This window comes from Intrasporangium sp. Soil_C_50 (assembly GCF_057656595.1).
Map to the genome: position 1 here is coordinate 16,735 of NZ_JBDGKB010000013.1, position 11,813 is coordinate 28,547.

Here is an 11,813-nt window from a genome sequence, read left to right on the forward strand (position 1 = left end):
ATGGGCAGGGACTGGGACGAGCGGGCCGGCGTGCTCGCCGCGGAGGCGTACGCGAGCGGTGAGCCGAACGCATGGTTCGACCGGCTGTACGGCGAGGGCGTGGCCGGAAGCATCTCGATGCCGTGGGACCGTGACGCCCCGCACCCGCTGCTGAGCGACTGGGCCGAGGGACTGCCTGATGGCGGGCTCCGCGGCGACGGTCTGCGAGCCCTGGTCGTCGGCTGCGGTCTCGGCGCGGACGCGGAGTACCTGGCCTCGCTGGGCTTCGCGACGACGGCCTTCGACCTGTCGCCGAACGCGGTGGCGACGGCGCGGTCGCGGCACCTCGAGTCGGTCGTGGACTACCGCGTCGCCGACCTGCTCTCGCCGCCGGCCGAGTGGGCGGGCGCGTTCGACCTCGTCGTCGAGATCTTCACGATCCAGGCAATGCCCGATCCGCCACGGTCGCAAGCGATCCCGAGCATCACCGGGTTCGTCGCGCCGGGCGGGACGCTCTTCGCCGTGGCGTTCCGCGCGGATGGCGACGTCGATGCCACGGACGGGCCGCCCTTCGCCCTGAGCGCGGCCACCCTGCGCTCATTGGCCGGCGACCGTCTCGTCCTCGAGGGCATCGGGTCGCCGCGGCCCGAACTCTGGCATGCCGTCTTCATGGCGCCTCGACTCAGCCGCTGAGCAGGCGGCGTCGGTCCCACTCCGAGGCCGGCGGAGGTTCGCACCGGCACGCACACGCGTCGACGCACCATGTCTCGAAGCACTCGTCGAGGCACTCGCACTCCGCTGGAGGCACGGGGACGGCTGACACGCGGGGCTGTGGACCCGCCATGAGCCGCACCCGCGTCTCGAGCTCACCCTCGGTGGGGTGCTCGTCCGGACGACCGCCGACCCTCTCGGCCGCGTCCCGGTCGCGCGCCGGCCGCAACTGGTACCACCCGCGAGCGGCCGGCCGGTCGTACCGGGGATAGGCCCACCGCTCGTACGGCACCTCGTCCGGCGGGGCGACATCGAGATGCGCTGGGAACCGCCGACCCTGGTTGTCGCGAACGGCATCGTCAGACACCGGCACGATCTCGTGCCCGTCGGCGTCGAGAACCGCCAGGCGCAGACCGGCCACCTCGACGATGCGGCACAGCGTGGACAGGCTCGGTAGCCCCTTGCCGGACTCGACTCGTGCAACCGAGGCGGGAGCGAGGCCCACGCGTACGGCAAGTTCTCGTTGGCTCAGGTCCGCCAGGCGCCGCACACGGGCTGTCATGCGCCCGACCTCAGTCGGGCTGGCCAGCGACGATGCGGGTGGGACATCCATGGGCAGACGCTGTCACGGAGCGCCGACAGCGCCCGTCCGGCACCAGGACCACTGCCACTCTCTTGGTCAGTGCTCAGTGAGAGTGAGCAGTGACGTAGGGGTGGGCGGGGTGTCGCCGGAGCGGGGCGGGGTCTGTTCCTACGTCAGTGCTCAGTGAGAGTGAGCAGTGACGTAAGGGGTGTGGTGGAGAGCGTGGGTCTCCGGGTCGTCGAGTTGTCAGGTGGTGGTCTTGGCGCGGACCTGGCGCTTGATGCGGCCGAGCATGGCGACCATGCCGCGCATCCGGAGGGGCGAGACCGCCTCGGCGAGGCCGAAGCGCATCGGGGCGTCGTCGGGCACCGCGAGCACCTCGGCGGCGGAGAGGCCGTCGAGGCCCTCGTGGAGGATGCCGGCGAACCCGCGGGTCGTCGGGGCCTCGGCCGGCGCGTCGAAGAACAGGTGCACCGTGCGGTCCTGCAGCGACTGACCGTCGGCGACCTCGACGTTCAGGAACAGCGGCGACTGGCACTCGTCGACGCGTTCGAGCTGGTCGAGGTGGCCGACGTAGCGCTCGGGCAGGCCGGGCAGCTCGTCGCTGAACTCGAGGAGGAGCTGAAGCTTGAGGTCGTTCGAGGCCTCGCGGAAGTCCTCGGCGATCTCGGCCAGGGACGTGGGGAGGGGGGTGTCGGTCATCGGGATCGCTGCCTTCGGGTGACGGCCGGGGTCACTTCTCGATGGGGACGCGGACGGCGTTGCCCCACTCGGTCCAGGAGCCGTCGTAGTTGCGGACCGACTCGAACCCGAGCAGGTGCGTCAGGACGAACCACGTGTGCGACGAACGCTCGCCGATGCGGCAGTAGGCCACGACGTCATCGCCGGGCGCGAGTCCCTGCTCGGTCAGGTAGATCGCCTCGAGGTCCTCGCGCGTCTTGAACGTGCCGTCCTCGTTGGCCGCGCGCGCCCAGGGCACCGACCGCGCGCCAGGGATGTGGCCGCCGCGCATCGCGCCCTCCTGGGGGTAGTCGGGCATGTGGAGCAGCTCGCCCGAGTACTCGCCGGGGGACCGGACGTCGACGAGGGGCTGGCCGAGGTGGGCGAGGACGTCGTCCTTGAAGGCGCGGATGGGGGCGTCGTCGCGGTCGGCGACGGGGTACTCGGCCGCGGTCGGGGTCGCCACCTCGCGGGTGAGCTCGCGGCCCTCGGCGATCCACTTCGCCCGGCCGCCGTCGAGGAGCCGGACGTCCTCGTGCCCGAAGAGGCTGAAGACCCACAGCGCGTAGGCCGCCCACCAGTTGCTCTTGTCGCCGTAGATGACCACCGTCGTGTCGCGCGCGATGCCGCGGGCGCCGAGGACCTCGGCGAACCGGGCACCGTCGACGTAGTCCCGCGTCACCGGGTCGTTGAGGTCGAGGTGCCAGTCGATCTTCAGGGCGCCGGGAATGTGGCCGGTGTCGTAGAGCAGGACGTCCTCGTCGGACTCGAGCAGGGCGATCCCGCCTGGGGACCCCACCGCACCGGCGGAGATCTGCTCGGCCAGCCAGTCGGTGGTGACGAGCCGCTCGGGGTGCGCGTACGCGGAGAACTTCGTGTCTGCAGCGCTCATGCGCTCCATCGTGTCACGCGAGCTTGTCGAGGTCCTCACGGCACCGGCGCTCGAACTCGCCGAGCTCGGCGATGGCGTCCTGGACGTCGCGGAGCCGCTGCTCGAGGTCGGCGCGCCGCTCGTCGATCTCGCCCAGGACGTACTCGAGCTGGGTGCGCCGCCCGCGTGGGGCGTCGAAGAGGTCGATGATCGTGCGGATCTGCTCGAGCGGGAACCCGAGGCGCTTGCCCCGCAGGATGAGGTTGAGGCGGGTGCGGTCGCGGCGGTGGTAGACGCGCTGGGTGCCCCGACGCTCGGGAGAGATGAGCCCGAGGTCCTCGTAGTGGCGGACGGTGCGGTGGGTGACCCCGAACTCCTCCGCGACCTCGGCGATGGTCCACGTCGGCGCACTTGTCATGCCCCCGATCGTGCTTTACGTTTACGTAAGCGTCAAGCACATCCCACAAGGAGAACACCGATGTTCGAGCTGAGCCCGGAGCACGAGGACTTCCGACAGGTCGTCCGCGACTTCGCCGAGAAGGAGGTCGCCCCGAACATCGCCAAGTGGGACGCGGCGTCGCACTTCCCGACCGACCTCGTCCCGAAGATGGGCGACCTCGGTCTCTTCGGTCTCGTCGTGACCGAGGAGTACGGCGGAAGCGCCGCCCCGGGTCAGGGCGACTTCACGAGCCTCTGCGTCGCCATCGAGGAGCTCGGTCGCGTCGACCAGTCGATCGGCATCACGCTCTCGGCAGGCGTCGGGCTCGGCATCAACCCGATCCTCACCTACGGCGACGACGAGCAGAAGCACCGCTTCCTTCCCGACCTCGTGGCCGGCCGGGCGCTCGCCGGCTTCGGCCTCACCGAGCCGGAGGCCGGGTCCGACGCCGGCGCGACCCGCACCCGGGCCGCACGTGACGGCGACGAGTGGGTCGTCAACGGCGCCAAGTCCTTCATCACGAACTCCGGTACCGACATCACCTCGGTCGTCACCGTGACGGCCCGCACCGGCACGAACGAGGACGGCTCGGCGCAGATCTCCGCGATCATGGTGCCCGCCGGCACGCCCGGCTTCATCGTCGAACCGGCCTACCACAAGCTCGGTTGGCACGTCTCCGACACCCACGGCCTCACCTTCGAGGACTGCCGGGTGCCCGCCTCGAACCTGCTCGGCGCCGAGGGAGAGGGCTTCAAGCAGTTCCTCAAGACCCTCGACGACGGCCGCATCGCCATCGCCTCCCTCGCCGTCGGCTGCGCCCAGGCCTGCCTCGAGCTCGCCACGGACTACGCGAAGACGCGCACCGCCTTCGGCAGGCCGATCGGTGCCAACCAGGGCGTCTCCTTCCAGATCGCCGACCTCGCCGTCAGCGTGGAGGCCGCGCGCACCCTGACCTACAAGGCCGCCTGGCTCAAGGACGAGCTGCACGAGGGCCGTCGCTCGGTCAAGGAGGTCAAGCACGCCGCGGCCATCGCCAAGCTCTACGCCACCGAGGCCGCCGTGACCGCGACCCGCATCGCGACGCAGGTCTTCGGCGGCAACGGCTTCATGGAGGAGTTCCCCGTCGCCCGGTTCTACCGCGACGCGAAGATCCTCGAGATCGGCGAGGGCACCTCCGAGGTGCAGCGGATGCTCATCGCCCGAGGACTGGGCCTGCCCGCATGAGCGGCCACCACGCCCCCGACCCGCGCGTCGGCGACGTCCGGCGGCGTCTCGCGGCCGCCCACGCGGCATCCGCGCTGCCGCCGGAGAAGGCCAAGGCCAAGCTCGACAGCCAGGGCAAGATCTACGTCCGCGACCGCATCGCGCTGCTCTTCGACGAGGGCAGCTTCGTCGAGGACGGCCGGTACGCCAACGCCCTCCAGCCGGGCCTGCCCGCCGACGGCGTCGTCACCGGACGCGGCACGGTCGACGGGCGGCCCGCGATCGTCATCGCCAACGACCCCACCGTGAAGGCCGGCTCGTGGGGCGCGCGCACCGTCGAGAAGATCGTGCGGGCGACGGAGATGGCCCTGCGCGAGGAGCTGCCGGTCTTCTGGTTCGTCGACTCGGCCGGGGCCCGCATCACCGACCAGGTCGAGATGTTCCCGGGCCGTCGCGGCGCCGGTCGCATCTTCCACAACCAGGTGGCGCTGTCGGGCAAGGTGCCCCAGATCTGCTGCCTTTTCGGCCCGAGCGCGGCCGGCGGGGCCTACATCCCCAGCTTCTGCGACCTCATCATCATGGTCGAGGGCAACGCCTCCATGTACCTCGGCAGCCCCCGCATGGCCGAGATGGTCGTGGGGGAGAGGGTCAGCCTCGAGGAGATGGGCGGGGCGCGGATGCACTGCAGCGTCTCCGGGGTGGGCGACCTGCTCGCCCACGACGACGTCGAGGCCATCGAGCTGGCCAAGCTCTACTTCTCGTACGTGCCCGGCAGCTGGCGGGACACCCCGCCGACCTACCACCCCGAGGAACCGTCCGAACCGCTCACCGAGCAGACGGTGCCCGAGCGTGAGTCGGTGCCCTTCGACATCCACGACGTCATCGACGGACTCGTGGACGACGACTCGTTCTTCGAGCTGAAGCCGCTCTGGGCAGGCGAGCTCGTCATCGGGTTCGGCCGCGTCAGCGGCGAGACCGTCGGCATCGTCGCCAACAACTCGCTCGTCAAGGGCGGCGTCCTCTTCACCGACAGCGCCGACAAGGCCGCCCGCTTCATCTGGCTCTGCGACGCGTTCAACATCCCACTCGTCTACCTCGCCGACGTGCCCGGCTTCATGATCGGCTCCGAGGTCGAGCGCGGCGGGATCATCCGCCACGGCGCGAAGATGGTCAGCGCCGTCTCCTCGGCGACCGTGCCCCAGTTCTGCGTCGTCGTCCGCAAGGCGTACGGCGCGGGCCTCTACGCCATGGGCGGCCCCGGCTTCGGGCCCGACGCGACGATCGCCCTGCCGACCGCCCGCATCGCGGTCATGGGCCCGGAGGCGGCCGTCAACGCCGTCTACGCGAACAAGATCGCGGAGATCGAGCAGCAGCAGGGAGCGGAGGCCCGCGACGCGTTCGTCGCCGAGCGGCGCCGGGAGTACGAGGAGGACGTCGACATCGAGCGGCTCGCCGCCGACCTCGTCGTCGACGCCGTCATCGAGGCGGCCGAACTGCGCTCGGAGCTGACCCACCGTCTGGCCTATGCTTCCCGGCGTGACCGTCACTTCAGCGACCGCCGACGCTCCGTCCCGCCGGTCTGAGTCGCGCCTCGGTCACCGCCTCGAGCACCCCGACCGGGTGAGCGAGGCGCGCCTGCCGTTCTGGCGACGTTTCCCGGTCTGGTTCCCGTTCGCCGTCTACGCGCTGTCGCGGGTCTTCGTGCTCGGCGCGGGCACCTACCTGGCCCGCTACCAGATCCCGCTGCCGATCGGCACCCAGAACATCCGCATCTTCTACCCGTCCCCGGCCGACCCCGGCTACCTCGTCGCGATGACGAACTGGGACGGCCAGTGGTACCGCGTCATCGCCGAGCACGGCTACCCGGCCGTGCTCCCGCGAGCCGGCTGGGGCGGCATCGACATGAACCCGTGGGCGTTCTTCCCGGTGTTCCCGATGACCGCCGGGCTGATCATGAAGGTGACCGGCCTGCCGTTCGTCCTCGTCGCGCCGGTGCTCTCGACGCTCATCGGCTTCGTCGCCATGCACATGCTCTTCAAGCTCATCGACGAGGTCGTCGGCCGCTGGGAGGCCATCGTCGCCGTCGTCGCGACGTGCTTCTACATCGCCTCTCCCGCGTTCTCCGCGTCCTACACCGAGTCGACCGCCCTGCTCGGCGTCACGCTGACGCTGTGGCTCCTGCGCCGCCGCCAGTACGCCTGGGTCGTCGTGTCGCTGCTCGTGCTGTCGCTGAGCCGCAACGTCGTCATCGCGATGGTGCCGGTCATCCTCGCGCACGCCGCCGTGCGCTGGTGGAAGAAGGACGAGGGGGCGCACCCGCTGCGCTTCCGGTGGCTCATGGCCGCGCTCGCCGCCTACGCGGCCGCCCTGACCTGGCTGTGGCCGACGATCGTGTCGATCGCCACCGAGACGCCCGACGCCTACAACCAGACCATGCTGGCCTGGAACATCCAGACCAAGGTCAAGCTCTACCTCTGGTGGAACCTGCTCTACGACTACTGGGGCGTCTTCGGCCAGGTGCTCGGCGTCGTCGGGGTCGCGGCATTCACGTGGTTCATGCTCTCGCGCCACTCGTGGCGGTGGGGCCCGGAGATCTGGGGCTGGGCCGGCGCCTACCCGGCCTACATCCTCCTCGTCACCAGCACGACCCCGAGCCGGATCCGCTACGCGATGCTCGCCTTCCCGATGACGCTCGTCATCGCGTGGTTCCTCAAGCTGCCCCGGATCGCGCGGTACCGGTACTGGGTCCTCGGCCTCATCGTCGTCGCCGGCCTCGCCCAGATGTGGTGGTGGACCGAGAACTACCTCGTCATCGAGAACCTCACCGACGACCTCTACCCCTGACCGGCCGCCCCGGCGCCGGCCACGCCCACGACGTCGAACCAGTCGATGCCGGCATCGGCCAGCAGCTCGCGCAGCAGCGGCAGGGACAGGCCGACGACGTTGTGGTGGTCGCCCTCGACGGCTGTGACGAAGGCTCCCCCGAGGCCGTCGATGGTGAAGGCGCCCGCGACCGTCAGTGGCTCGCCCGTCGCGACGTAGGCCTCGATCTCCTCGTCGGACAGGCGAGCGAAGTGCACGGTCGTCGACGCCGTCGCCCCGAGCGTCGCCCCGCCGTCCTCGTGGTCGTCGACGAGCCAGTGCCCGGTGTGCAGCACCCCGGAGCGCCCCCGCATCCGACGCCAGCGCGCGACGGCCTCGGCCGCGTCGACCGGCTTGCCGTGCATCTCCCCGTCCAGCTCGAGGACCGAGTCGCAGCCGAGCACGACCGCCGGCAGGTCCGAGCGTGCCGCGACGTCCTCGGCCTTGGCCCGGGCGAGCAGCAGCGCGATGTCGGCCGGGTCGAGCGGTCCGTAGCGCTCGGTGGCCTCGGCGACGGCGAGGTCCTCGTCGACACCGCTGACGACGACGACCGGGTCGATGCCGGCGCGGCGCAGCGTCTCGAGCCGGGCCGGCGAGGCAGAGGCGAGGACGATGGTGACGCGGGCGGGCTGAGCCGGGGAGTGGAGGGGTTCGGTCGCCATGCGGGCAGCATACGGGCCGCTCGTCCGGGCGTCGGGTGGACGTCGGGGAGATGAAGACCAGGCGGGGAACAGACGTCGGAACGGCGTCGGGCCGCTCCTTCGGCGACGAAGGAGCGGCCCGGTTGCGATGCGGCGGAGCCCCCGTGGACGGACCGGCCCTCCCTGGGCTGGTCCATCCGCGGCCGCGGCACGCGGCGCCGCCCCCTGCGACGGCGCCCGGCCAACGTAGCCGGGCGCCGACGCAGGGTCACGTCAGGAGCCGGGTCGTTGCACGAACCTGCAACGACCCGGCTCCCGGGCAACCTTTCGGGCGTTCCGGACGTCAGGCGCCGAGAACTGCCTCGCGCAGCGTGTCGAGGCCGACGCCGCCGACGTCGAGCGCACGACGGTGGAAGGCCTTGAGGTCGAAGCCGTCGCCCTCGCGCTCCTTGACCTCGTCGCGCAGCTGCAGCCAGAGGCGCTCGCCGACCTTGTAGCTCGGCGCCTGGCCCGGCCACCCGAGGTACCGGTTGAGCTCGTAGCGCAGGACCTTCTCGTCCATGAAGCCGTAGCGGGTCAGGTAGGTCCAGGCCTTGTCCCAGTCCCACTCGCCGCCACCGACCTCAGCGGGTGCCTCGAAGCCGCAGTGCACGCCGATGTCGATGACGACGCGGGCGGCCCGCAGCGACTGCCCGGCGAGCCAGCCCATGCGGTTGCCCGGGTCGTCCATGTAGCCGAGGTCGGCCATGAGGCGCTCGGCGTAGAGGGCCCAGCCCTCGCCGTGGCCCGACACCCACGACTCGAGGCGACGCCACCGGTTGAGCAGCTCGGAGCGGTAGACCGTCTGGGCGACCTGGAGGTGGTGGCCCGGGACCCCCTCGTGGTGGACCGTCGTCAGCTCGGTCCACGTGCGGAAGACGGTGTTGCCCTTCGGCACCGACCACCACATGCGTCCGGGACGGCTGAAGTCGTCCGACGGCCCGGTGTAGTAGATGCCGCCGGTCTGCGTCGGGGCGATGAGGCACTCGATGCGCTGCACCGGCTCCGGGATGTCGAAGTGGACGTCCTTGAGGTCGGCGATGACGGCGTCGGCGCGCTCCTGCATCCACGCCTTGAGCGCGTCGGTGCCGTGCAGGACGTAGCGCTCGTCGGCGTCGAGGATCTCCACGCCACGCTCGACGCTCGCGCCGGGCTCGAGCCCCTCGGCGATCTCGAGCATCTGGGCGTGGAGGTCGGCGACCTGCTGCTGTCCCCACCGGTAGGTCTCCTCGACGTCGACCGTGGCGCCGAGGAAGTAGCGCGACTCGAGCTGGTAGCGCTCCCGGCCGCACGCGTCCGCCTCGGGCGCGTGGGGGAGCAGCTCGGCCTCGAGCCAGTCGGCCAGCTGTCCGTAGGCGTCGGCGGCGGCGCGGGCGTTCGTCGCGAGCAGCTCGCGCTCGGCGCCGTCGAGCGGCTCCTCGCCGACCGACGCCGTGGCGACGACGGTGGTGAAGTAGCCCTCGGCGTCGAGGAGGTCGCGGGACTGCTCGGCGCACGCGACGACCTGTCGACGCGGCGTCACCAGGCCGCGCTCCCGTGCCGCGAGCAGTGACTCGCGGTACTGCTCCAGGGCGGCCGGGATCCGGCCGAGCCGCTCGGCGAGGGTGCGCCACTGCTCCCGGGTGTCGGTCGGCATGAGGTCGAAGACGTCGCGGACCGACTGCAGCGGCGAGGCGATGATGTTGAGCGACATCTCGTCGAGGCCGGCCGCGTAGCGCTCCTCGGCGACGCCGAGCCGCTCGGTCATCGCGGCTACGGTCACGCGGTCGACGTCGTCGGCGGGCGTCGCCGCGGCGAGCTGGTCCAGGGTGCGACGACGCAGCAGCGAATGGGCCGCGTGGCCGGCGGGGGAGAGGTCGTCGAGATCGTTCTCGCGACCCGGGACGCCGAGATAGGTGGCGCTGATCGGGCTGAGGTCGACCATGGCATCGAAGTAGGTCTCGGCGATGCGGTCGACGTCGGTCGCCCGGCGCGTCGTGGGCGCCGGGCCGGTGCTGGTGGTGGTGTCGGTCACCCGCCGAACGTATCCCAGGCCCCCCGGGGTGGAGCCACGGATCTCCGGACCGGTCAGTCGGAGGTGTGGCCTTCGGAGACGAAGAGGACGAGCTGGCCGCTGCGCGTCGTGGCGCCCGCACCCGGGTAGGTGCCGACGATGAGGCCCTTGTCGGCGTCGGCCGGCAGCTCGAGGCGGACGACCTTGATGCCCTGCTGGTCGACCCAGGACTCGACGTCGTCGGCCGGTTCGCCGACGAAGCCGTTCGGCACGGTCCACGGGTCGCCGTCCTTGCCCTTGCCACCCTTGCTGACGACGACCGCGACGGCGCTGCCCTTCGGCACGGAGCGGCCGGCGCGCGGGAAGGTCGCGAGCACCTCGCCCTCGGGGGCCCGGGAGCGCACCTCCACCTGCTTGACCGTGAGGCCGAGCTCCTCGAGCTTCGCCGTGCCGTAGCCGGGGTCGCCGCCGACGAGGTCGCCGGGGATCCGGACCTCGCCGCCCTGGCCGTCCTGCCCGTCGCCCCCGCCGGTGTCCTGCGGGGCGGGCTCGGTGGTGACCGGCGCGGCCGTCTCGGTCGGCGGCGCGGTGCTCGGCTCGGACGCGCTCGTCGTCGCGACGGTGGGCGCGGGCCGCTTCGTCGACGACGCCGTGGCCGGGGCGTCGGTGCCGGAGGTCAGCGCGTAGACGACGGCGCCGACGAACACCGTGGCGAGCACGGCCGCGAGAGCACCCCAGACGAGCAGGGCGGATCGGCGTCGGGCGGGTGCCCCGGCGTGCAGGTCGGTGCGCGAGACGCGGCTGGTGTCGCCGGAGCGGGCGCGGTCGGTGCCGGCCGCCGTCCGACGCGTCGGAGACGGCATCGGGAGGGCCCGCGTCGCCGCGAAGGCGGCGGACGCGTCGGCCGGGTGGAACGCATCGGTGGTGTCGGTGGCGCGGACCGCGCGGGCCATCGCGTCGGCGTCGCGGTACCGGTCGCCGGGGGCCTTGGCCGTGGCGCGCGCGACGACCCGGTCGACGACGCTCGGCAGCCCGGGCACGACCGCGCTCGGGGCGGGGACCGGCTCGTCGAGGTGACGCATGGCGATGGCCACGGGCGAGTCGCCGGTGAACGGCGGCGTGCCGGTCACCATCTGGTAGAGCAGGATGCCGAGCGAGTAGAGGTCGGAGGCGGGTGTCGCCGACTCGCCCCGGGCCTGCTCGGGCGGCAGGTACTGGGCCGTGCCGAGGACGGTGCCGGCATCGGTCAACGCCGTCTGGCCGAGCGCCCGGGCGATGCCGAAGTCGGTGACCTTGACCGAGCCGTCGGGGCCGACGATGACGTTGCCGGGCTTGATGTCGCGGTGCACGACGCCGGCCCGGTGGGCGACGGCGAGGGCCGCGCAGACCTGAGCCGTGACCGACAGCGCCTCGGCGGGCTCGAGCGGACCGCGCTCACGCAGGACCCGCGACAGGTCGGAGCCCTCGGCGTACTCCATGACGATGTAGTGGGCGCCGTCCTCGACGCCGTAGTCGTAGACCTGCGCGATGTTCGGGTGGTTGAGCCGGGCGACGACGACGGCCTCGCGCCGGAACCGCTCGACCGAGTCGGAGTACTCCGAGACGGCCCGCGACATGATCTTCACGGCGACGCGACGTCCGAGCCGTTCGTCGACGGCGAGGTGCACCTCTCCCATGCCTCCGACGGCAATGAGCTCACGCAGGCGGTAGCGCCCGGCAAGCCGGGTGGCGGAGGCTGGGTCGACGGACACGAGGAGACAGCCTAGGTGAGT

General features: G+C 71.8%; 11 protein-coding genes. 4 read left to right on the forward strand and 7 right to left on the reverse strand.

Annotated features, from left to right (window positions below):
• The gene (locus AC3A5R_RS19140) at positions 1 to 672 is read left to right on the forward strand and encodes a class I SAM-dependent methyltransferase (RefSeq protein WP_487622360.1); all 672 of its coding nucleotides are present in this window, start codon (positions 1 to 3) and stop codon (positions 670 to 672) included.
• Here the strand turns inward: AC3A5R_RS19140 and AC3A5R_RS19145 are convergent.
• The 4 genes from AC3A5R_RS19145 to AC3A5R_RS19160 all read right to left on the reverse strand — a co-directional run bounded on the left by AC3A5R_RS19145 (position 662) and on the right by AC3A5R_RS19160 (position 3,282).
• Positions 662 to 1,303 (reverse strand): helix-turn-helix domain-containing protein, encoded by a 642-nt coding sequence (locus tag AC3A5R_RS19145; protein WP_487622361.1) that lies wholly within the window; start codon positions 1,301 to 1,303, stop codon positions 662 to 664. The two genes, AC3A5R_RS19140 and AC3A5R_RS19145, sit on opposite strands and share 11 nt — an antisense overlap.
• A 216-nt stretch (positions 1,304 to 1,519) precedes the next feature.
• A complete protein-coding gene (locus AC3A5R_RS19150; protein ID WP_487622362.1) occupies positions 1,520 to 1,975 on the reverse strand; it encodes a SufE family protein in 456 nt (151 codons plus the stop codon).
• Positions 1,976 to 2,006: 31 nt separating this feature from the next.
• Positions 2,007 to 2,885, reverse strand: a complete 879-nt coding sequence (locus AC3A5R_RS19155) for a sulfurtransferase (RefSeq protein ID WP_487622363.1) — start codon at positions 2,883 to 2,885, stop codon at positions 2,007 to 2,009.
• 13 nt (positions 2,886 to 2,898) lie between these two features.
• Positions 2,899 to 3,282, reverse strand: coding sequence for a MerR family transcriptional regulator (locus AC3A5R_RS19160; RefSeq protein WP_487622364.1), 384 nt, complete (start codon positions 3,280 to 3,282; stop codon positions 2,899 to 2,901).
• A 60-nt stretch (positions 3,283 to 3,342) separates the two neighbouring features.
• Between AC3A5R_RS19160 and AC3A5R_RS19165 the strand changes: the two genes are divergently transcribed.
• From AC3A5R_RS19165 to AC3A5R_RS19175, 3 genes are read left to right on the forward strand one after another with little or no spacing between them, the layout of a single operon-like run.
• Positions 3,343 to 4,527, forward strand: a complete 1,185-nt coding sequence (locus AC3A5R_RS19165) for an acyl-CoA dehydrogenase family protein (RefSeq protein ID WP_487622365.1) — start codon at positions 3,343 to 3,345, stop codon at positions 4,525 to 4,527.
• A complete protein-coding gene (locus AC3A5R_RS19170) occupies positions 4,524 to 6,089 on the forward strand; it encodes an acyl-CoA carboxylase subunit beta (protein WP_487622366.1) in 1,566 nt (521 codons plus the stop codon). Before AC3A5R_RS19165 ends, AC3A5R_RS19170 begins: the two co-directional genes overlap by 4 nt.
• Complete coding sequence (locus AC3A5R_RS19175) at positions 6,043 to 7,350, forward strand: hypothetical protein (protein ID WP_487622367.1); 1,308 nt, start codon at positions 6,043 to 6,045, stop codon at positions 7,348 to 7,350. Before AC3A5R_RS19170 ends, AC3A5R_RS19175 begins: the two co-directional genes overlap by 47 nt.
• Here the strand turns inward: AC3A5R_RS19175 and AC3A5R_RS19180 are convergent.
• From AC3A5R_RS19180 to AC3A5R_RS19190, 3 genes are all read right to left on the reverse strand, one after another.
• A complete protein-coding gene (locus tag AC3A5R_RS19180; protein WP_487622368.1) occupies positions 7,341 to 8,030 on the reverse strand; it encodes a Maf family protein in 690 nt (229 codons plus the stop codon). The two genes, AC3A5R_RS19175 and AC3A5R_RS19180, sit on opposite strands and share 10 nt — an antisense overlap.
• A gap of 322 nt (positions 8,031 to 8,352) precedes the next feature.
• A complete protein-coding gene (locus AC3A5R_RS19185; RefSeq protein WP_487622369.1) occupies positions 8,353 to 10,062 on the reverse strand; it encodes a DUF885 domain-containing protein in 1,710 nt (569 codons plus the stop codon).
• A 53-nt stretch (positions 10,063 to 10,115) separates the two neighbouring features.
• Positions 10,116 to 11,792 (reverse strand): protein kinase domain-containing protein, encoded by a 1,677-nt coding sequence (locus tag AC3A5R_RS19190; protein WP_487622370.1) that lies wholly within the window; start codon positions 11,790 to 11,792, stop codon positions 10,116 to 10,118.
• Between the last annotated feature and the right edge of the window lie 21 nt (positions 11,793 to 11,813).